The 20,104-nt window shown below is 70.6% G+C and carries 20 protein-coding genes and 1 pseudogene; 8 read left to right on the forward strand and 13 right to left on the reverse strand.

Translation table 11 applies throughout. The annotated features are described in order from the left end of the window. Positions 1–14: 14 nt before the first annotated feature. Genes OG472_RS06380 through OG472_RS06400 form a run of 5 tightly spaced genes read right to left on the reverse strand, consistent with a single transcriptional unit; the run spans position 15 to position 3,712 of the window. Positions 15–329 (reverse strand): hypothetical protein, encoded by a 315-nt coding sequence (locus OG472_RS06380; protein ID WP_401603519.1) that lies wholly within the window; start codon positions 327–329, stop codon positions 15–17. Positions 330–337: 8 nt separating this feature from the next. Then, positions 338–1,204: a hypothetical protein gene (locus OG472_RS06385; protein ID WP_405941098.1), complete on the reverse strand. Its 867-nt coding sequence runs from the start codon at positions 1,202–1,204 to the stop codon at positions 338–340. Next, positions 1,204–2,742 (reverse strand): PrsW family intramembrane metalloprotease, encoded by a 1,539-nt coding sequence (locus tag OG472_RS06390; RefSeq protein WP_405941099.1) that lies wholly within the window; start codon positions 2,740–2,742, stop codon positions 1,204–1,206. Before OG472_RS06390 ends, OG472_RS06385 begins: the two co-directional genes overlap by 1 nt. A gap of 4 nt (positions 2,743–2,746) precedes the next feature. Continuing rightward, entirely contained in the window at positions 2,747–3,136 is a 390-nt protein-coding gene (locus OG472_RS06395) for a hypothetical protein (protein ID WP_405941100.1), read from the reverse strand. Between the two features lie 9 nt (positions 3,137–3,145). Beyond that, complete coding sequence (locus tag OG472_RS06400) at positions 3,146–3,712, reverse strand: DUF3558 family protein (protein WP_405941101.1); 567 nt, start codon at positions 3,710–3,712, stop codon at positions 3,146–3,148. Between the two features lie 249 nt (positions 3,713–3,961). On the opposite strand from OG472_RS06400, the gene OG472_RS06405 reads away from it, so the two are divergent. Continuing rightward, on the forward strand, positions 3,962–4,564 hold the full coding sequence (locus OG472_RS06405; protein WP_405828384.1) for a hypothetical protein: 603 nt from the start codon (positions 3,962–3,964) through the stop codon (positions 4,562–4,564). A 307-nt stretch (positions 4,565–4,871) separates the two neighbouring features. Continuing rightward, positions 4,872–5,570: a response regulator gene (locus tag OG472_RS06410; protein WP_405941102.1), complete on the forward strand. Its 699-nt coding sequence runs from the start codon at positions 4,872–4,874 to the stop codon at positions 5,568–5,570. 43 nt (positions 5,571–5,613) lie between these two features. Here the strand turns inward: OG472_RS06410 and OG472_RS06415 are convergent, their stop codons facing one another. The 3 genes from OG472_RS06415 to OG472_RS06425 form a co-directional block, all read right to left on the reverse strand. Next, positions 5,614–7,344 carry a GAF domain-containing protein gene (locus OG472_RS06415; protein WP_405943145.1) on the reverse strand — a complete coding sequence of 577 codons (1,731 nt, stop codon included), beginning with the start codon at positions 7,342–7,344 and terminating at the stop codon, positions 5,614–5,616. Between the two features lie 87 nt (positions 7,345–7,431). Next, entirely contained in the window at positions 7,432–8,295 is an 864-nt protein-coding gene (locus OG472_RS06420; protein ID WP_405941103.1) for a universal stress protein, read from the reverse strand. Beyond that, positions 8,292–9,200: a universal stress protein gene (locus OG472_RS06425; protein WP_405828389.1), complete on the reverse strand. Its 909-nt coding sequence runs from the start codon at positions 9,198–9,200 to the stop codon at positions 8,292–8,294. The genes OG472_RS06420 and OG472_RS06425 overlap by 4 nt, the downstream gene beginning before the upstream one ends. Positions 9,201–9,452: 252 nt before the next feature. On the opposite strand from OG472_RS06425, the gene OG472_RS06430 reads away from it, so the two are divergent. The 3 genes from OG472_RS06430 (at position 9,453) to OG472_RS06440 (ending at position 12,236) form a co-directional block, all read left to right on the forward strand. Next, a complete protein-coding gene (locus OG472_RS06430; RefSeq protein WP_405828391.1) occupies positions 9,453–10,121 on the forward strand; it encodes a CBS domain-containing protein in 669 nt (222 codons plus the stop codon). A 35-nt stretch (positions 10,122–10,156) separates the two neighbouring features. Next, positions 10,157–11,026, forward strand: a complete 870-nt coding sequence (locus OG472_RS06435; protein WP_405941104.1) for a universal stress protein — start codon at positions 10,157–10,159, stop codon at positions 11,024–11,026. Positions 11,027–11,243: 217 nt separating this feature from the next. After that, the gene (locus OG472_RS06440) at positions 11,244–12,236 is read left to right on the forward strand and encodes an Acg family FMN-binding oxidoreductase (protein ID WP_401603542.1); all 993 of its coding nucleotides are present in this window, start codon (positions 11,244–11,246) and stop codon (positions 12,234–12,236) included. A gap of 254 nt (positions 12,237–12,490) precedes the next feature. On the opposite strand, the gene OG472_RS06445 is transcribed toward OG472_RS06440, so the two are convergent. Then, the gene (locus OG472_RS06445) at positions 12,491–13,174 is read right to left on the reverse strand and encodes a helix-turn-helix domain-containing protein (protein WP_405941105.1); all 684 of its coding nucleotides are present in this window, start codon (positions 13,172–13,174) and stop codon (positions 12,491–12,493) included. A 5-nt stretch (positions 13,175–13,179) separates the two neighbouring features. Continuing rightward, positions 13,180–14,256 carry a zinc-dependent alcohol dehydrogenase family protein gene (locus tag OG472_RS06450; protein WP_401603546.1) on the reverse strand — a complete coding sequence of 359 codons (1,077 nt, stop codon included), beginning with the start codon at positions 14,254–14,256 and terminating at the stop codon, positions 13,180–13,182. A 183-nt stretch (positions 14,257–14,439) separates the two neighbouring features. Between OG472_RS06450 and OG472_RS06455 the strand changes: the two genes are divergently transcribed. Next, the gene (locus tag OG472_RS06455) at positions 14,440–15,861 is read left to right on the forward strand and encodes an MBL fold metallo-hydrolase RNA specificity domain-containing protein (protein WP_405828394.1); all 1,422 of its coding nucleotides are present in this window, start codon (positions 14,440–14,442) and stop codon (positions 15,859–15,861) included. 38 nt (positions 15,862–15,899) lie between these two features. On the opposite strand, the gene OG472_RS06460 is transcribed toward OG472_RS06455, so the two are convergent. Together OG472_RS06460 and OG472_RS06465 are read right to left on the reverse strand one after the other, a co-directional pair. Beyond that, positions 15,900–17,171 (reverse strand): MFS transporter, encoded by a 1,272-nt coding sequence (locus OG472_RS06460; protein WP_405828396.1) that lies wholly within the window; start codon positions 17,169–17,171, stop codon positions 15,900–15,902. 190 nt (positions 17,172–17,361) lie between these two features. Beyond that, positions 17,362–17,883 carry a hypothetical protein gene (locus OG472_RS06465; protein ID WP_405835049.1) on the reverse strand — a complete coding sequence of 174 codons (522 nt, stop codon included), beginning with the start codon at positions 17,881–17,883 and terminating at the stop codon, positions 17,362–17,364. 116 nt (positions 17,884–17,999) lie between these two features. On the opposite strand from OG472_RS06465, the gene OG472_RS06470 reads away from it, so the two are divergent. After that, positions 18,000–18,835, forward strand: a protein-coding gene (locus OG472_RS06470) for an IS5 family transposase (RefSeq protein ID WP_405941106.1) whose coding sequence is annotated in 2 segments (ribosomal slippage) — positions 18,000–18,347 and positions 18,350–18,835 — 834 coding nt in all. Because the reading frame shifts where the segments join, the coding sequence is not laid out codon by codon here. Positions 18,836–18,853: 18 nt separating this feature from the next. On the opposite strand, the pseudogene OG472_RS06475 reads toward OG472_RS06470, so the two are convergent. Beyond that, a pseudogene (locus OG472_RS06475) lies at positions 18,854–19,012 on the reverse strand (transposase); the annotation flags it as partial. 234 nt (positions 19,013–19,246) lie between these two features. On the opposite strand from OG472_RS06475, the gene OG472_RS06480 reads away from it, so the two are divergent. Next, the gene (locus tag OG472_RS06480) at positions 19,247–19,654 is read left to right on the forward strand and encodes a hypothetical protein (protein WP_405941107.1); all 408 of its coding nucleotides are present in this window, start codon (positions 19,247–19,249) and stop codon (positions 19,652–19,654) included. Positions 19,655–20,104: the final 450 nt, after the last annotated feature.

Here is a 20,104-nt window from a genome sequence, read left to right on the forward strand (position 1 = left end):
GCCCTCTGCTCCCTTCACTCCTGCGCGGGCAGCGGCGGCGGCGTCTCGGCGTCGCCGAAGAAGTAGGCATGGGCGTGCTGGAGGTAGGCGTACAGCTCGTCCTCGCCGGGGAACTCGACCACCCCCTGGGTGAGCATCTCCCACTCGGTGAGCGACATCCCGCGGGTGCGGATCACCTCGGCGAGACCGTCCCGCTGGAGCTCGTAACTCCGCGCGAACGGTCCTCGGAGGTGGAAGCTGTTGCGGATGCTCTCCTTGAGGTCCTCCGGCTCGTTGAGGCAGTCGGGCCCGAAGGCACGCTTGATGAAGGTGCCCGTCAAATCGTCCACGTCGTCTCCTAGGGGTGCCGTTCGTCCTGCGGTGAAGGGTGCATCGTGCGCAGCCAGATGCTGTCCGGGGTCTGTTTGTAGAGCGCAGAGATGTATCCGCCACGGAAGTCCACGGGGAGCAGGTTGATCGACCCGTCGTCGCTCTTCGGGTTGGCCGGGTCGATGTAGTACCCCTCGAACCTCGCCGTGTGGTCCCCGGGGCCGAAGATCTCCTCGATGGTTGCCTCGACAAGGTCCGGACTGCCCTTCAGGACCTTCGCGCGCAGGTGGGCCTCGGCGCGCACGAAGTCCGCCGGGTCGTGGAACTTCGTCGCGTAGTCGCCGCAGTAGTGGTCCGGCAGCGTCGACTTGTTGGGCTTGACCTCCCTCGTGCACGTCCCCCTGTCGCACGCCGGGTCGACGTGGTCCATGGTTCTGACGTGGCCGCTGGGCTTCAGTTTCAGACTGCCGTCCTTGTAGATCGGCCGCCCCTTGCGGGCCTTGAGCGCCGCGGTGTCCGGGAAGAGGTGGCGCTGCGGGGCATGCCCTTGGAGTGCGAGGGCTCTGATCACGCGTTCGGTGTCGGGACCGGCCGTGCCGGCGGTGGCCGTGTCGGGGGTGGCACCGCTGCGGTAGAGCCTGATCCCGTGCGCCGTGGCCACGGCCAGCGCCGCCGCGACGGATGCGGTGTCCGGGAGCGTGGATACGCAGACGTGGGACGGGAGTTCCGGAAGGCCCGGCGGTTCGGCCCGGGCGGGGGCCGGGGCGGGAGCACCCTCGTAGGTGATGCTGCCGCACGATGCCGCGGCCGTCGGGGCGTTCAGCAACCAGAACAGCAGGGTGCCCACGAGGGGCACCAGCCACCGGTCGGTCAGCCGAGTGGTCCGTCCTGGCATCACACGTCCTTTCCGCCCGCCGGAGCGGGCATCGGCACAGAAGGTTGCGGAACCCTCGGCGCGGGCGGTGACGGGCAGACGTGAGGGCCCGCCGGGTGCCCCTTCAACGCGAGGATCCGCTCGCACAGGACGGCGTCGTCGGGGGCGGCGGGATCTCTCTCGCCGCGCAGGTGGTGCCACCGCTCGGTCGCGAGGTCGAGCTGGGCCGCGTGCAGCCGGACCAGCCGGCGGTGGGCGGCGAGCCGCTGCCGGAGGCTGCCGCGGGTACGCAGGGCGTCCACCTTGAGTCGGAACCGACGGGCCGGCGACAGCAGCAGCGCGGCTTCGTCGGTGGTGATCGCCTGCCTGGCCCGCGGGGGAAGGCTGCCCAGCGCCGCCTCGAGTCCGCCCGCCTGGCTGCGCAGGCCCCGCCGCAGGAGGAGGACGTACAGCACGACGAGGGGGCCCTGCAGCAGGAGGATCTGGGCCGGGAGGACGATCAGGATGCCGGCCGCCTCCCCCGCCGGAAGCCACCGGGGCGACCCCTTGGCGAGGTAGTCGATCACGCTGTTGTTGCAGAAGTGTGCACCGGCCGCGGTGAGGAAACCGGTGCCGACGGCGGTCAGTTGCCGTGGCCGCCCGCGCAACTGCCGGGCGAGCCCGATACCGGCCCCGGCGACGGCCGTGAACGCGGTGTGGGCGGCCATGAGTCCGAGCGCCTGCCTGCCCCAGTGGTGGAAGTTCGCGGCCGCCCCGCCCCACTCGGACATGTAGACGACGCTTTCGGTGAAGTTGAAGCCGATCCCGGTGGCCGCGCCGATGACGATGCCGGAGACGACGCCGTCGAAGTGGCGCCGGTGCAGCAGGAAGAGGACCGCCACGCCCGCCGCCTTGCCGAACTCCTCGAAGAACCCGGCGACCATGGGCGCGCCGATCGTCTTGCGGTACGTCGCGTCCAGGGGGTTCTCCGGGAGGGGGAAGTGCAGCGTGGAGAACCCGGACCACCAGTCGTTCATCGTCCCGCCGAAACCGGCGGCGATGACCGCACCCCAGCCGAAGGCGGCCAGCAGGAGCGGCACCGGAATCCGCCGGAACCGCTGCGCGCAGTGCACCAGCGTCAGTGCGTACGCGGTCGTCGGCAGGCAGAGCAGGACCGTCGCCGCCCATGCCCCCGGCCACGCCAGCAGGGGGATGACGGGCAGGGACAGCACCGCGAACGGCAGCAACAGCATCACGACGAGCGCTCTGCGGTAGCGCCGGGCCACCCCGCTCGGGAGTCCGGCCGGGTCGCGCGCGCACCACAGGTGGAGCCGGGCGACGGCTGCCAGCACGGCCGTCAGCAGCCAGCACGGAAGGTAGATCCAGTAGGGCAGGGACTGCACGGCGCTCACCAGCTCGTCCAGCGCCTCCATCTCCGGGGGCACCTCGATCCGGCGGGGCAGGACGAGCTTGAGGACCATGCCCAGCGCGACCGCCGCGTGCAGGGAAAGGACGACGAGGAGTGCCGCCGGCTGCCGCCCGGGCCCGGTCAGTACGCCGACGGGTCGTCCCTCGGTCATGTGGTCATCCTCCTGACGGTCCGGGATAACGGGGCAGTTCCGGCAGGCCCGGCAGCCGGGGCGGTGCCTGCGTGGGCCAGGCGGTGGGGAAGGGGAGGACGGGCGGCTCGTCCCACGGGTCGGCGGACGGCGGCCGGGTCCCCGGGCCGGGACGCGGCGGGGCCGGGGGCGCCGACGGCATGCCCGGAAGGCGCTGCACGTCCTCCAAGGTGGTGTGCCGGTCGACTCCGAAGCTCACGAACGCCCCGAGTGCGATCAGGAGACCGCCTGCGACGAGGCCGAACGTCCGGAAGAACCGCAGGTGCGGCTGCGACTCGAAGCCGGGCGGTTCCCGTCCTGTCCGGGAGGTCCCGGCAGCGTGCGAACCGGCCGCGGCTGCGCGTTGCACGTGCATCGGGGCGGCTCAGCGGGCGGGCATGTTGCGAAGGGCCTCCTGCGCCGCCCGTACGCCCAGCGCGCAGGCCCCGGCCCGGTTCCTCGACTGGACCTGGAAGGTGAGGTAGTGGGTGTCGGAGACGCCTACGGAGACGGTGCAGGTATAGGAGCTGATGGGCAGCATGCTCGCCGGGTACCCCATGATCAGGTCGACGTGCTCGTCCATCAGGGCGAAGCGGATGGCGCTGCCCTTGTCGTTGTCCGGCTTCCGGTGCACCCGGAGGTCCACCGACTCGCTCACGCGGTTCGCCCAGAAGCAACTGGTCGGCGTCTGGGCCGTGCCCCCGCGCGACGCCCAGGGCATCGAGGCGGGCGGGACCAGCCCGAGCTCTTCCTCGGCCTGCGGCCGGATCAGGTCACACGGTTTGGCCTTCTCCACGGGCAGCGGCGCGACGTCGAACTGCGCGATGCTCGTCCGCTTCTTCAGCGGAACGTCCCGGTTGGCTCCCTCGCCGCCGCTCGCCCCTCCGCTCCCGCAGCCCGACAGGACCACCGTCGAGGCGATGGCCAGCCCGACCGCCGACGCCACCCGCATCTCCCACCACTCCCCGTAACAGACTAGTGAGGGAAAACTACCGAACGTCACCACAGGCGGAAGAGGTCCGGCCGATCTGCCACTCCGAAGGGTGAACGCCCGGCGGGGCCAGGGCAGGGCATCGGCCGTTGTACGCCCCGGGGTTCCTACGCGATCATCGGCACAGGGAGCAAGGGCGATCCCCGTCTCCCCTTCACCGGTTGCCCACAGACAAGGGACCAGAAAGTGAATCTTCCGCACGCTCGCATCGTGCCCGTGTTGGCAACCCTCGGAGCGGGTGTGGCGATTGGCACGGTCGGCGCACTCGCGGCCAAGGTCGACAACCCGATGTTCCAGGTCTTGAGCCTCATATTCTCCGGGGGTTGGTCGTGGGCGTGTTTCGCCTTCCTGGTCGGCTATTTCCGTCCATCGAAGTCCGAGGCGGCTTGGCTGGCCCCTTCGGCACTGGCCGTTGGCGTGGTCGTCTACTACCTGCTCAAGGCTTGGAGCCCGGTCGCACCCATCGGACTGGCCGATTCGGGCGAGCCGATCGAGGGGAACGTTTCGTCAGGGCTGCTGTTCTGGGTCATAGCCGCCTTCCTCTTCGGCGCGCCGCTGGGACTCTTCGGAAACCTGGCACGCACCCCCGGTATCGCCGGCCTTCCGCTCCGCCTGCTTGTTCCGCTGATCGCTCATTTCGAGACCTCCGAGCGTCTGAACGTGGAAGCAGCCAGTGCAGGGCCGGCTGCCGAAGCCACGTGGAGCACGATTCGCGTGCTTGCCGTCCTGGCCGCCGTGGCCCTTGTGGGGCACACGGCGTGGAGGTGGCGCCGTCGGGACAACAGCCTGAAGGCCGGGGCTGATTCGGACTGAGGAGAAGCCAGGACAGGTCCAACGGCCCCACGAAGCCCAGCGAACGGGCGGCGAAACCATCCAGGGGCACCGACACTCCTCGATCCTCCAGGATGCGGCCCTGCCGTAGTCGGTCAGCGGCCACAGGTAGACCCTTGACCAGCCTGTCCATGGCCGACGGGGTACTGGCCGAGGAACTCATGACGAGCCCGGCGGTCACCGTGCACCCCGACGCACCCAGCGTTTCGCACGGCCCCGGGGTGCATTGTGCGCCTTCCTGAGACAATTCGAAGGGAAATGCCTCATAGGGACCGAACCAGGGGCGATCATGTCCGATGATCCGAACACCTCAGCCACCGCGCCGATCAAGGTGTTCCTCCTCGACGACCACGAAGTGGTCCGGCGCGGGCTGCACGACCTCCTGGACGCCGAGCCGGACATCACCGTCGTGGGCGAGGCGGGCACGGCCGAGCAGGCACTGGCCCGCGGGCCGGCGCTGCGCCCGGACGTGGCCGTGCTCGACGTGCGGCTGCCCGACGGTGACGGCATCACCGTATGCCGCGAGCTGCGCTCTCACATGCCCGGCCTGGCCTGTCTGATGCTGACCTCCTTCGATGACGAGGACGCGCTGCTGGACGCGATCATGGCGGGTGCCGCCGGGTACGTGCTGAAGCAGATCAAGGGCTCCGACCTGGTCTCCGCCGTGAGGACGGTCGCGACCGGGCAGTCCATGCTGGACCCGGCCACCACCGCCCGTCTCATGCACTCCCTGCGGGATCCCGAGGCCGCGAAGGAACCGGAGGACTCGCGGCTGGCGGCGCTGTCCGAACGTGAGCGGGCCGTGCTGGAACTCATCGGTGAGGGACTCACCAACCGGCAGATCGCCAAGCGGCTGTACTTGTCCGAGAAGACGGTCAAGAACCACATCTCGCGGCTGCTGGGGAAGCTCGGCGTGGAGCGGCGGGTCCAAGCGGCCGTGATCGCCGCCCAGGTGCACGAGCACGACGCCGGGACGGCGAAGCAGTGACAGCGAAGCAGTGACGGCGAAGCAGTAGGGACGCCGGTGCCGCTCACCGCGGTGGTGGGACCAAGGGGACCTGCCACTCCAGGCGCGTGCCTCCCTCACCGTCGCCGCGCGCTGCGACGTCCATGCGGCCGCCCAGCCTTTCGGCGCGATCTGCCAGGTTGCGCAGCCCGCTGCGCCGACCGCCCTCGCGCAGGCCGACGCCGTTGTCGGTCACAGTGATCGTCAGGATCCCGTCGGCCGCGGCGACCGAGACCTCTGCCCGCGTGGCCTCGGCATGGCGGGCGACGTTGGTGAGTGCCTCCCCCACCACGGCGAGGGCCTCGTCCGCGACGGCCGACGGTACGTCGGTGTCGATCAGCCCCTCCATTCCGAGAGCCGGGGCGAAGCCGAGGGCTGCAGCGGCCTCGTCCACGGCCCGTACCAGGCGGGAGCGCAGCTTGGACGCCTCGCCGGGGGCCCCGTGCTCGCGGAGTCCGAAGATGGTGGATCGGATGATCTTGATGGTGGCGTCCAGGTCGTCCACCGCGCGGGCGAGCCGTTCGGACGCCTCGGGGTGGTCGACGAAGCGCTGGGCGCTCTGGAGGGTCATGCCGGTGGCGAAGAGCCGCTGGATGGCGAGGTCGTGCAGGTCGCGGGCGATGCGGTCGTGGTCCTCCAGCAGGCTCATCTGCTCGGCGTCGCGACGCCGGTCGGCCAGCTCCAGTGCGAGGGCGGCCTGGCCCGCGAACCCCGGCAGCGCGGCGGTCTCGGCGGTGGCGAACACGGGGCGACCGCGCCGCCGGGCGAGCATCAGGACGCCGCTGAGCTTCTCCTTGGTGCCGACGGTGACGGCCACGGCCGGGCCGAAGCCCGTCCACCGCTCCGGTTGTACGGTGACGCGCTCGTCGGTCTCCACGTCGGGGACCGTGACGAGGCCGTCTCGGGCCAGCGCGGCCTCGGCGAGAGTGCCCCGGGTACTGGGCAGGACGATCCCGCGGTGCGCCTCGGCTCCCTCTCCGAGGGCGAGGGAGCCCCGCAGTTCCCCGGCGGAGCCGAGGAGGTACAAGACGCCCACATCGGCGCCCGTGATGTCCTTGGCCCGCTCCAGCATGCCCTCGAACACCGCGTCCTCGGGGGCTCCGGAGAGCAGGGCGCTGGTGATGTCGGAGCCGGCCTCCAGCCAGCGCTCGCGCAGTCGGGCTCCCTCGAAGAGCCTGGCGTTCTCGATGGCGATGCCGGCCGCCACGGCGAGGGTGGAAAGGACCGCCTCGTCCTCGGCGTCGAACTCGGCTCCACCGCGCTTCTCGGTCAGATAGAGGTTGCCGAAGACCTCCTCCCGGATCCGGATCGGGACACCTAGGAAGGAGTGCATCGGCGGGTGATGGGCCGGGAATCCGTACGAGGCGGGGTGCTCGGACAGCTCCGACAGCCGCAGGGGCTCGGGGTGGCGGATCAGCTCGCCGAGAATGCCGTGGCCCGCAGGCAGGTCTCCGATCTGCCCGCGGAGTTCGTCACTGATGCCGACGGGATGGAACTCGGCCAGCTTCTTGTCGGTCCCGATGACTCCGAGGGCCCCGTACTCGGCGTCCACGAGCACCACGGCGGCCTCGACGATGCCGCGCAGCACCTGCGGCAGGTCGAGTTCCCGGCCAACGGACATGACGGCCTCGAGCAGACCGTTCAGCCGGTCCCGGGTGCCCCTGACCTCGTCGATCCGTACCTGCAGCTCGTCCAGCAGTTCGTCGAGCCGCAGCCGGGGAACCCCGCTCCGAGTGGGCTGCCCGCCTGCGCCCATGCCCACCTCCGGCTGGAAGCGATGGCGAGAGACGGCCATCGCTTCCACGGTATCTCCGGCCGCGACGCTCGGCCGGGCGTGGCGGGCTCATCCGGTGGGGACGGTGATCACCGGGCAGTGCGCGCGGTGCAGGAGGCCGTGGACGACGGATCCGATCCGCATGCCGGTGTATCCGCCGCTGCCGCGGCGGCCCACGACGACGGACAGGGCGTGCTCGGCGGCCCGGGCCAGTTCCTCGACCGGGTGGCCGGTGAGGACCTCGTGCCTCACGTGCACGTCCGGGTACTTCTCGGACAGGCCGGCGGTGGCCTCGGAGAGCAGCGTGCGCTGGGCGCGCAGCGCCACCTCTTCGTCGTCGAGCATGAACAGCGGGGGCTGCCACACGCAGACGACCCGCAGGGCCGCCCCCCGGAGGTCGGCCTCGTCGAAGGCGAAGGCCAGAGCTGCCGTGGCCGAGGCGCTGCCGTCGATGCCCGCGACGACGCAGGGCGGCTGCTGGCTGATGTGCTCGGCATCGCCCACGACGACGACCGGGCAACGGGCCTGGGCGGTGACGGGGACCACGAGTGAGCCGGCGCTGAAGAACTCGGCGGTTCGGCTCAGGTGCCGGGACCTGAGGACGATCATGCGGGCCTCTCGCGCCGCGCCGCCCAGGACGGGAGCGGGGAAGCCGCCGAGCAGATCACCGGTGACGCCCACCTCGGGGTGGCGGCCACGCACCCAATTGCATGCTTGTTCGAGTCTGTCGGATCCGGCCTGCCGCAGGGCCGTCTCGCCGGGGGTGCCGTCGACGTGACGGGTGTCGTGCGGGGGCGGTACCGCGAGCACCAGGCGCAGCGGGAGCCGGCGCCGTTGTGCCTCGTCGGCGGCCCAGGCCAGGGCGAGGTGCCAGTCCCTGTCCGGGTCGACGCCCACGACGATGTCACGGCCTCCTGCCTGCCGGCTGGTCATGACCGGCTTCCGAAGTCGCCGCCGGTCCGGGGGATGAGGAGGACGGGGCAGTGGGCGTGGTGCAGCAGGCTGTGCGTGGCCCTGCCCAGGTTGGGGGCGAGTCCGAGGGGCCCGGGCACCCGGCGGCCGCCCATGACGAGCAGGTCGGCCTGGCGGGACGCCTCGACCAGCACACCGGCCACGGAGATGCTCTTCTCCGCATCGGCCTGCACCTCCAGGTCGGGGAACTCCTCGCAGATCGCGTCCGTGACGGCCCGCAGGGTCTCTGCGTGTCCGCCCGCGATCTCGTCGACGCCGTCGAGCATGGTGACCACCTCACCGACGGACTGGAGGACGTTCCACACGTGCAGCAGCCGCAGGGAGGCCTTGTGCAGCTCGGCTTCCCGGGCGGCGTACCGGGCGATCAGCAGGTCGTGCTCATCGCGGACCGCCGCGAGGACGGTTCCCGTCTCCTCGGCCCCGTCGATGCCCCGGACGACGATGACGGGGGTCCTGGCGATGGCCGCGGTGCCCAGCCCGACCGAGCCGAGCATGAGGGAGCTGAACCCGCCCAGGCCGCGGTTGCCCACCACGACCGTGCCGTGGAGCCCGCCGGCTCGGTGCAGGCTGTCGACGGCGTCCGCGCGGCTGAACTCGGTGGTCACGTTCAGCCCGGGATACTGGGCCGACACGGCCTTCGCCGTGTCGGCCAGGAGCGCCCGGCCGTTGACGCTGACCCGTTCGATGGTCTCCGCCGACAGGTACAAGGCCCTGCCGTCGGTGTCGGCGCCGTGGACGATGTGCAGGGGACGGTCACGGCGTACGGCCTCCTTGGCCGCCCACAGAGCAGCGACGCGCGCCGACTCCGAGCCGTCCACGCCGACGGTGACCGAGCTGGTGTCCGGGGTGCGGAATGTGCTTTCCACGATTCCTCCCAACCGAGAAGCCGATGAGGGACACCCCTCACGCTGGCACCATCGACGCCTCGGGAGGAGGGCCGCCCGGGACCGCTGACGGGGCCAAAGGTCCCCCATCGTCCCGGCCCGGCGCCCCGGGCCCTTGCGGGCCCTTGGACGGGACCGTTCGGCCCTTGATCACCAGCGGTCGCCGGCGGATGGTTGGAGCACACCCGACACCGGATATCAGCCTCGCGTGACACGGCGGACCAGGAGGGCCTCATGAAGCAGCTCAAGGTGGCGGACCTGATGACCGACGAGGTCGTCTCCGTGGCCCCGGCCACCGCCTTCAAGGACGTCGCCAAGCTCCTCGCCCAGTACGACATCTCGGGAATCCCCGTTCTGGACGACGAGGACCGCGTGGTGGGCGTCGTTTCGCAGACGGACCTGCTGGCCCACAGGGCCCGGGGCTCCGCTCCCTCCGAGCAGGGCAGCACAGAGGCCGGGCCGCCCACCGCGGGCGACGTCATGTCCGCGCCCGCCGTCACCGTCCACGCCGAAGAGGCAGCGGCCGACGCCGCCCGGCTGATGACCCGCCGGGGCATCGAACGCCTCCCCGTCGTGGACGTGGAGGACCGGCTCGTCGGCATCGTCACCCGCCGGGACCTGCTCCGCATGTTCCTGCGCCCGGACTCCGAGATACGCCGACGTGTCACCGACGAGGTCCTCACGGAGGTGCTCGGTGTGCCGGCCGGTGACGTCGACGTCCACGTGGTGGACGGCATCGTCACCCTGGACGGCCGTGTCGAGCGCCAAAGTCAGCTCCCTGCACTTCTCAGCCTCGTCGAACGACTCGACGGGGTCATCGCCGTGGCAGCGCACGTCACCGCCCGCACCGACGACACCGCAACCACTCACGCGAACCACGCCCGGCACGCAATGCCGTGGTGATGAGCGCCGGACCGCACGAAGGAAAAATCGCAGCCATGACGAACCACGTGACCGTAGGGGTCGATGGCTCCCCGGAGAGCCGGGCAGCAGCACACTGGGCCGCGCAGGAGGCCGTCCTGCGGCAGGTGCCGCTGCGCCTCGTGCACGCCGTCGACTGGCCCCTGGACCCGATGTTCCCCGGGCTGGGCCGCCAGGACGTGGACGCCTGGGCGGACCAGGCTCTGACCGAGGCGGCGCAGGAGCTGCACGGGCGCCACCCGCGCCTGGAGATCACGACCCGCTGCCTGACGGCACGGCCGGCAGCCGCCCTCGCGGCCGAGGCAGCCGACGCCGGTCTGCTGGTCCTGGGATCGCGCGGCTCGGGCGGCCTGGTCGGTTTCATCGTCGGCTCGGTGGCGATGTCCACCGTGGTCGCAACCGACATCCCGGTTGTCCTCGTTCGCGTCGCCGACGACCCGGACGGCCCGGGTACCGGCTCCGGCGCCGAGGTCGTCGTGGGTGTCGACATCCACGAAGCGTGCGACCGGGTCCTCGCCTTCGCCTTCGAAGAGGCGGCCCGGCGTGACTGCCCCTTGCGGGCCGTGCACGGCTGGAAGATGCCGGCTGCCTACAGCTACGTCCCCTTCCTCGACCCGGACGACGAACGGGACATCGTCAGGAGCCTCACCCACATGGTGGACGACATGCTGCTGCCCTGGCAGCACAAGTTCCCCGGCGTGGACGTCCACCACCACGTGTTCACGGGTTCCGCGGGCGAGCACCTCGTCCGGGCCTCGCGGGGCGCGGGACTCGTCGTCGTGGGACGCCGTGTGCACCGCTCCCCCCTCGGCGCGCACCTGGGCTCGGTCGCCCACGCGGTCCTGCACCACGCAGCGGCCCCCGTGGCCGTCATCGCCCACGACTGAAGGAGCGCTACCGGTGAACCGGCCGTGTGACCCACGCGAAGAGGCGCCGAGGCCGAACCGAGCCGACCCGACGAGGAGGGCCGACCGGTCCCCGGTTGGGCCGATCGGTCCTTGCCAGGGGCCCAGCACGAGGAAGAGTCTGGAAACAGCCGACCATCCGGCCCCGCCGATCGCCGTCCTGACGCCCGCCTGAGGCCGCACAGACAGGACCAGTCCCATGACCGCAACACACGTCGACCCCGACACCGTGGCCCGGCTCGTCGGCGACGCCGTCACCGCCCCGTCCATGCACAACGCCCAGCCTTGGAAGTTCGTGTTCCGCACGGGCAGCGGCACCCTCTCCCTGTACGGCGATCCGGAACGCGCCATGACGCGAACCGACCCGAATCACCGCGCCCTCCACCTCGGTTGTGCTGCGGCGCTGTTCAACCTGCGCGTATCCGCGGCCTGGAGCGGTCTCCCGCTCCGCGTGCACCTGTTGCCCGACGACCGCGAACCATGGCTGCTCGCCACGGCGACCATCGGCGAAACCGCGGATGAGGAGTACCAGGTGGCCTCGCTGCACGACGCTGTCCGGCGCCGGCACACCAGCCGGTACCCCTTCAGCGACGAGCCGGTGCCGACAGCACTGCTGGACGGCCTGGAGGCCGCGGCCCGCTTGGAGGGCTGCCGGCTGACCGTCCCGGACACGTGGCACATCGAGACCGTGCTCGGGCTGGTACGGGATGCAGAACACCGCGAGGGAATCGATCCGCAGGTCCAGGCGGAGACCGCGGCCTGGACCTTCCACGAGGAGGACGCCACGGGCACGCGCCGCGACGGCATTCCGGCCGCCGCATTCGGCCCGCAGAGTTCCGGTGGCCCCGCCCCCGTACGCGACTTCGGTCGGGCCCGGCCGGTTCCGGACCGGGGCTGGGCCGTGTTCGAGAAGCGGCCCCAGCTGGCCCTGCTCAGTACCTCCGGGGACACGAGGGCCGACTGGCTGCGCGCCGGCCAGGCGTTGGAGCGAGTCCTCCTCCAGGCCACTGCCGACGGCCTTGCCACCTCGATGACGTCCCAGCCCCTGGAATGGCCGGAGCTGCGGTGGACGGTCCGCGACCCGGTCGCGGCCATGGGCCAGGTGCAGATGGTCCTCCGCCTCGGCTACGGCCCGGCCGGCCCCGCCACGCCCCGCCGCCCGTTGACCGAGGTACTGGAGATCCGGGAGTAGAACCGGTGGAGGAGGCGTAGACCCTCCGTAGCGGCTCGGCTCAGGGCGCAAGGTCTCGGCGTTGGAGCACCGGATGTGCCTGATGCCTGATCAGGCATCAGGCACAGGGCGAAGCCGAGGTGTATGACCCCGGCGGCTGCGACGGCTGACACTCGACGGCTGCCACTCGCGGTGGCAGCCGTCGAAGGCGTTCCGGTCCCCCGTGGCGAGGAGCACTCCGTCGGCGTCGAGGACGACCGCGCGCAGGCGATGGATCAGTCGTGCACCACGCGGCGGCCGGTGATCCGGACGGGGGTGAGCTTCATCCACTGGTTGCGGGGGCCACCGGCCCAGGGCTGCGACCGGGCCGTGGTGTCGAGGCGGTGTATTTCGTGCGGGTCCGTGACGGCTGCCAGTGCACCCACGGCAAGGAGGCTCCAGCCGCCGGCGGTCACGTCGTCGATGTGGTCGATCTCGAAGGCGACCTCTGTTCCGACCGCTCTGGCCGTCTCGGTTTCCGCGGCGGTGCGGAAGGCGATGTCGGGACCTGCGACGAGGTAGTTGACGGGGAGGACGGCCGGGCCCCGGCGGGTGAAGACGGCGATGCGGCCCACACCGTGCGTGCTCAGCAGCCGCCGGCATTCGGTCTCGTCCAGCGGTACGAGCGCGGTGTCGCGCCGGGCGGTGGACCGGCCGGCGACACGGTGGGCGCTCGCGCCGGTCAGGTCGTCGACGGTGACGCCGAGGGCGTCGGCCACCCGCAGAAGGGTGCCGATGGCGGGACTGGCGGCGTGCTCCTCGAGGTAGGCGATGTAGTTGCCGTCGGCGCCGCACAGGCGCCCCAGCTCCTCGCGGCTCAGGCCGAGGGCTGTTCGGCGGGCCGCCAGGCGGTGGCCCAGGTCGGTGCGTCCGGTCATCTCGCCGGACTGCTGTGGAGGGGTGCTCGGCGTGCTCTTCACGGCACTCACTGCTCCTGGGGCGGCACGGCGACCGTGTCGTGCTGCGGTCCGCCGAGTACGACCTTGAGGGCGCCGGTGTCACCGGCGCGGGAGAAGACGTCGTACGCCTCTTCCATCTGGTCCAGCGCGAAGCGGTGGGTGACCATTTCGGCCCCGGGGAGGCGGCCTGCGGCCATCATGCGCAGCAGCATGGGGGTGGAGTGCGTGTCGACGAGGCCGGTGGTGATGGTGACGTCCTTGATCCAGAGGTCTTCGAGGTGGAGGACGGCGGGCTTTCCGTGGACGCCGATGTTGGCGACGTGTCCGCCCGGTCGGACCATGCGGGTGCACATCTCGAACGCCTCGGGCACGCCGACGGCCTCGATGACCACGTCGGCCCCGAGCCCGTCGGTGAGGTCCTCCACCAGCCGCTCTGGCTCTTCGTCCGCGCTCGCCGTGGCATCGGCGCCGAGCTCGCGCGCGGCAGCGAGCCGGGAGGCGGCGAGGTCGACGGCGACGATCCGTCCCGGGCTGTAGAGCTGCGCTGTGGCGATGGCTGCCAGGCCGATGGGTCCGGCACCGACCACGACGACCGTGTCGCCCGGGCGCACGTTGCCGTTGAGCACGCCGACCTCGTAGGAGGTCGGGAAGATGTCGGCGAGCAGTACGGCGTCGTGGCTGTCCAGGGCGGTGGGCAGCGGGTGGACGGAGAGGTCGGCGAAGGGGACGCGGACGTATTCGGCCTGGGTGCCGTCGATGGTGTGGCCGAGGACCCAGCCGCCGCCTCCCCGGCACTGGCCGTAGTGCCCTTCGCGGCAGAAGCGGCAGCGGCCGCAGGCGGAGATGCAGGAGATCAGGACGCGGTCGCCGGGGCGGACGCCGCGGACGTCGCCGCCGGTCTCGACGACGGTGCCGACGGCCTCGTGGCCGAGTATCCGTCCGGGTGTCACTTCGGGGACGTCGCCCTTGATGATGTGCAGGTCGGTGCCGCAGATGGTGACGGCGTCGACCCGGACGATCGCGTCGGCGGCGTCCTTGATCGAGGGGTCCGGGACGTCCTGCCAGGAGGTCTGTCCGGGCCCGTGGAAGACGAGTGCCCTCATGGCGCGGCCTTCTCTCTGTGAGCTGTGCGGGAGGGGGTCACCATCAGGCTGTGCCCGTGTCCTTCCGGCCCGCTTGGGCCGGTCGGCCCCTACCCGGGACCGGTCGGTCCCCGGCGGACAGGCCGTTCCGGTGCGACGGTGGAGAGGCGGAGAGGCGTCCGTCCCGAAAGGAGGGCTGCTGCCATGTCCCAGTCAGTCCCGTCCCCCGCTTCCGCCCGCCCGGCCCTGCTGAGGTTCCTCGGCGGAGTGCGGACGGTCACGGGCAGCAAGTTCCTGGTCGAGAGCGACCGCGCCCGGATCCTCGTCGACTGCGGGCTCTTCCAGGGTGTCGCGGACCTGCGCCGGCGCAACTGGGACAAACTGCCGTGCGACGCCGCGGACATCCACGCCGTCGTCGTGACCCACGCCCACCTTGACCACTGCGGGTACCTGCCGCGCCTGGTCCGGCACGGCTTCCGCGGACCGATCCTGACCAGCGCCACCACCGCCCGTCTCGCCGAGATCGTGCTCCGCGACAGCGCCCGCCTGCAGATGGAGGCCGCCGAGCACGCCAACCAGCACGGCTGGTCCAAGCACCGGCCCGCCAAGCCGCTCTACGACGATGACGACGTCGACCACACGGTCAGCTTCTTCGACCCGGTACCGGTGGGCAGCGAGATCGAGATCATGGCCGGTACGAAGCTGCTGCTGCACCACGGCGGGCACATCCTCGGCTCCGCCTGGGCGCACCTGACCCTGGAGGACGGCCACACCCTCGCCGTCAGCGGCGACCTCGGCCGGCCCGGCCACCCGCTCCTGCTGCCGCCCGAGCCGTTCTCCGGCGCCGACGTGCTGCTGATGGAGTCGACGTACGGCAACCGCCGCCACGACCGCGAAGGCGCGCACCGCGCATTCGCCTCGGTGATCACCCGCGCGCTGGCCCGTGGCGGGACCGTGGTCATCCCGGCCTTCGCGATCGACCGCACCGAGGTCGTCCTGCACGAGCTGGCCACCCTGCGCAGCGACGGCACCCTGCCCCGCCACGTACCCGTCTACGTCGACAGCCCGATGGCCCTGGCCGCACTGGACGTCTACCGCGACGCCGTACGGGCCCACTCGCCCGAGCTGCGCCCCGAGATCCTCGCCCGGGGCGAGTCGGCGATCAGCCCCGAGCCCTTCCTGGCCGCCCGGACCGTCCAGGAGTCGATCGACATCAACGACTCCACCGGGCCGGCGATCATCGTCTCGTCCGCCGGCATGGCCACCGGCGGCCGCGTGCTGCACCACCTCCACCGGATCCTGCCCGACCCCCGCAACGCCGTGGTCATCGTCGGCTTCGCCGCCGCAGGCACCCGCTCCCGCGACCTCGTGGACGGCGCCCGCACGCTCAAGATGTTCGGCGAGTACGTCCCCGTACGCGCCGAGGTCGCCGACGTCCCGCACTTCTCCGCGCACGCCGACGCCGGCCAGATCATCGACTGGCTGCGCGACGCCCCGGCCCCGCACACCACCTACCTCGTCCACGGGGAGGAGAGCGCCGCCGAAACCCTGCGGGACCGCATCGATCACGAGCTGGGCTGGACGGCCGTCGTACCCAGGTCCGGGGAGGCCGTCCTGGTCCGCTGACCGGGGCCGGGCGTTGCTAGAGATGGTCTGTTTCAGGTTCAGGATGCCTTTTGGTCGGTGGGCTTCTCGATCTCGGTGGTCACCCGTGCCCCTCGGAAGAGCACCGGGAGCCACAGGAGACATGCCAGCAGGGGGACCGCGGCGTAGGTGGCCATGCCCGCACTGGAGCCCAGCCCGTCCATGAGCGCGCCGAGGACGAGATAGCCGATGCCGATGAGCGCCGACTCCACGAATGCGATCATCGACAGCAGGCTCGCCCGGTGGCGCGACGGCACGGCCTCGTTGAACACGTTGTCCACGATCACGGCGGTGATCTCGGGAATCCCGACCAGGGCCAGGAACGCGGCGATGGTTACCCAGACGAGGCCGAGGCCGCTCAGGCCGAGTGCCGCGGCGAGCGTCAGGAGAGACACCGGAACTATGACCCGATACCCGATGCGCCGGTCCGCGCGGTCCGAAAGCAGCGGAGTGAGCCCGCCGGCGAAGAATCCCGCCGATATGATCACGCTGACCAATGCGGTGCCCGCTCCCTGATCGGAGAGGGTCTTCTGCGTAAAGATGATGTACGGCGTCAGAGTCGCATGCATCAATCCGGACACCACGACAAGCGTCACGAGCGCCGGCGTGGCGACCCGAAGCATCGCCCGCCATGCTGTGGCGTCGCCGTGCCCGTCCTCGGCTCCGTCCTGCTCGTCCACCGCGTCCGCGCCGCGGATCTCGGGCACCCGTGACATCAGCACCACCACGGCCAGGGCGAGGCACGCCGCCGAACCGATGTAGACGACTCCCCAGGAAATCTGCTGCAGTTGGCCGCCGAGAACGATGGCGGCCCCCGAGGTGACCGTCCCGAGCGTGGTGAACCGAGACTTGATCTTGACGTAGCCGGCCGTTGCACCACGACGCACGAGCAGGTCGTACAGCAGGGCGGTTTCCGAGCCGGACACACATGCCATGCCCACGCCCTGCGCGATGAACAGCGCCAGGAACACCCAGTAGTTGGAGAACGCCACCTGACCGAGCAGACATCCGGCTATCAGCATCTGGCCGATCACGATGCTGGCACGCCTGCCGATTCGGTCGGCGATGACTCCCGTCGGCAACTCCGCAAGTCCGCTGACCAGGTAGAGCAAGGTCTGCAGCAGGGCCACTTGCCCGGCGGAGAAGCCTCGCTGCTGAAGGAAGAGGACGAATACGCCGCGCTGGAACAGCGTGTTGGTGAGCACGGCGTATACATGGAACGGGCGCGTGACACTTCGTGCTGCATGGTCGACTGCAGCCGACCCGCTCAGGGCCTCCGTGGCGCCGGTCATGCTGCGGGCTCCCTGGTGACTCCAGTGATCATTAGCGTTGGGCCTCCGCCGCCCACCGGAACCTCCGGCCTCGGTGTTTCAACGCGAGTTCCTGGGCTGGCGGCTGTCCGTCACCAGCTGGAAAAGGTGCCCTGCGATTTGCAACGATCCGGCTTGCCGAAGGCTGGGATCGGATGCGCGTGCGGGCACCTTACCCGTGCAGCGTAGCGAGTGGAGCCGGGGTCTGGCGATGCCCGAGGCGGGAGTCGCCGTGCCTGCGCAGCAGCGATGCCTTGCCGTCGATGCCGTACCGGGCGAGCTCTGCCAGCCGCCGGGGCAGTATCGCGAACACGTCCACCACGCCCATCCCCGTTCCCAGGACGAGTGCGGCAAAGACGGTCAGTCGTTGAAGGCCGGGCTGATCGGCGAGGCTGCTGTGCTGGATGCCGTAGACCGCATACCAGTTGGCGGCGAGATCGGTCGCCATGATGACGCAGGCAAGGTCGATTCCTCGGCGCTTGCCCCTGATCAGGAACACAGCAGCGAGCGCGTCGAACAGCGCCAGCGACGACCAGTAGAGGTTGAGCCACCCCGGCGCCCAGTCGTACGGGTGCAGGCCGTGGCTGAGGAGGTCGGTGACGTGCGAGGAAGCGCCGACGAAGAGCAGGATGGCTGCGATGACGCAGACCGCTATGACCGCCCGGCACGGGGTGTAGCGCATCCCTCCGATCACGCTGTGGATCGTCCCACCTGCGGGCGATCGGTGCCGCATCCCGCGTGAGCAGAGCCATCGGCCAACGGCCTAACAGGTCCTAACAGAAGCTGTTGATCATGTGACTTTCGGTCCGGATGGTCGTTGGTTTGAGCGTGGGGAAACGTCAGTCGCGGCCATGGATCGTGTCGGATGAACTGTGGTTGCTCATCGAGCCGTTGCTGCCTGAGCCGGCACAGAAACAGGTGGAGGGCCGTCCTCGGGTGCCCGACCGGCAGGCGCTCTGCGGGATCCTGTTCGTGCTGCATACCGGGATCCAGTGGGAGTACCTGCCGCAGGAGCTGGGCTTCGGATCGGGCATGACCTGCTGGCGGCGACTGGCCGCCTGGAACGACGCTGGCGTGTGGGATCAACTGCATCTGGTGCTGCTGAAGAAGCTGCGGATCGCGAAGAAGCTGGACTGGTCGCGGGCGGTGATCGACTCCTCCCACGTCAGGGCCGCTCGACGGGGCCCAAAAGCGGTCCCAGCCCGGTCGACCGAGCACGTCCGGGCAGCAAGCACCACCTCATCGTCGACGGCCAGGGCATCCCACTCGCCGTCTCCCTGACCGGCGGAAACCGCAACGACGTCACCCAGCTGATCCCCCTGCTGAAGAAGATCCCATCGGTCTCCGGCCTGGTCGGACGGCCACGCAACCGACCCGACAGCCTCCTCGGCGACCGAGGTTACGACCACGACAAATACCGCCGTCTCGTCTGGGCGACCGGCGTCAAACCCGTGATCGCCCGCCGCGGCATCCCACACGGATCCGGCCTCGGAATCCACCGCTGGGTTGTCGAGCGGACCATCGCCTGGCTCCACGGCTTCCGCCGACTACGGATCCGATGGGAACGACGCGACGACATCCACGAAGCCTTCCTCGGCCTCGCCACCTGCCTCATCACCCACCGCCACGTCCAACGCCTTTGTTAGGACCTCTAAGACGTCGCTTCATTTGGTGAGCCGGCGGTGGCAGATGAGGGCTGCGGCTATGCCGACGAAGGCGAGGGAATGTTCGGCCTTGCGCTCGTATCGGCGGTGAAGTCGGCGGCAGCCTGCGAGCCAGGACACGGTCCGTTCGACGACCCAGCGGTGACGGCCGAGCCGTTGCAGTACCACCCGCCGGAACAGCACCCACAACTCGTCCGGCACCAGCCGCTCAACCAGATCCGTCATGCACCGTTCAACGAACGATCACGCCGGAAGAAGCGACCTCCAAGCACCCCATCCCCACCCGAGCCGGTCCATCTGCCGCCCCGCGCACCGGCGTTGGTACAGTCCGCGATCACGGCGAGAAACACCTGGCTGACCAGGACTTCGGGTGGGGGCGCGCTGCTGTTCGCAGTGCTGGCGATTTGGACACTGCTGCTGCGGGCGGGCATGTCCGTGTACCGGCCGGACGTGGCCGTACTCGGGGCCGTGGCTCTGGTCCTGGGTGCCGTATGGGTGTGGTCGGGTTCCCGGCCGGTACGCGTTGCGGCCCCCCGGCAGGCCGATCCCACGCCACCGCCCGCACGCCTGCCCTTCGAGCCGCAGTGGATCCGCCGCATCACACCCTGGCTGCTGGGCGTGGCCGTGATACTGCCCGCCCTGTCCGTGGCGACCGAGCTGGCGATCCGGCCTGACGGCGACGACCTCAGGCGCATCGCCGCGATACAGAAGGCCGGCGCCGAAACCGCCGAGGGCACGGTCGTCGACGTTCACCGGCTGACGAGAGACGACCCGAAGTCGCGATGTTCAGCGGTGACGTGACGGTCGAAGTCCCCGTCCTCGCCCCGGACGGTCACCGGGTCACCGGGCGGGTCGCGGTGCGCAACGGCCACTTCGGGATGCAGGGAGGGGGAGCAGGCGCAGCTCGCCCAGACCCATGATCGTCCTGTACGCCCCCTCGGCACCCGAACTCGGCGGCGTGGTGGACTATTCCGGCCAGATCGGCCGGTACGCGGAGACGGACTCCCCGTTCGCGTTCTCCCTGCCGCCCTATCTCACGGTGGCCGCCTTCGTTCCCGGCGGCCTCCTGCTGTACATCTGGGTGCTGCGCGTGACCCGGTACGCCCCGAAGGCCGACGCTGCCGCCCGTTCCCTCCGCGAGGACGCGGCCGGCGGATCGGCCCTGCCCGCCGTCCGTGCACGGATCACCTCGGCCCGGCGCGGCGACCACGTGTCGCTCGGAGACGTCGACGGCACCGTCCGCGTGACCTC

Origin of the sequence: Streptomyces sp. NBC_00207, from assembly GCF_045160965.1 — a bacterium.
GTDB lineage: Bacteria > Actinomycetota > Actinomycetes > Streptomycetales > Streptomycetaceae > Streptomyces.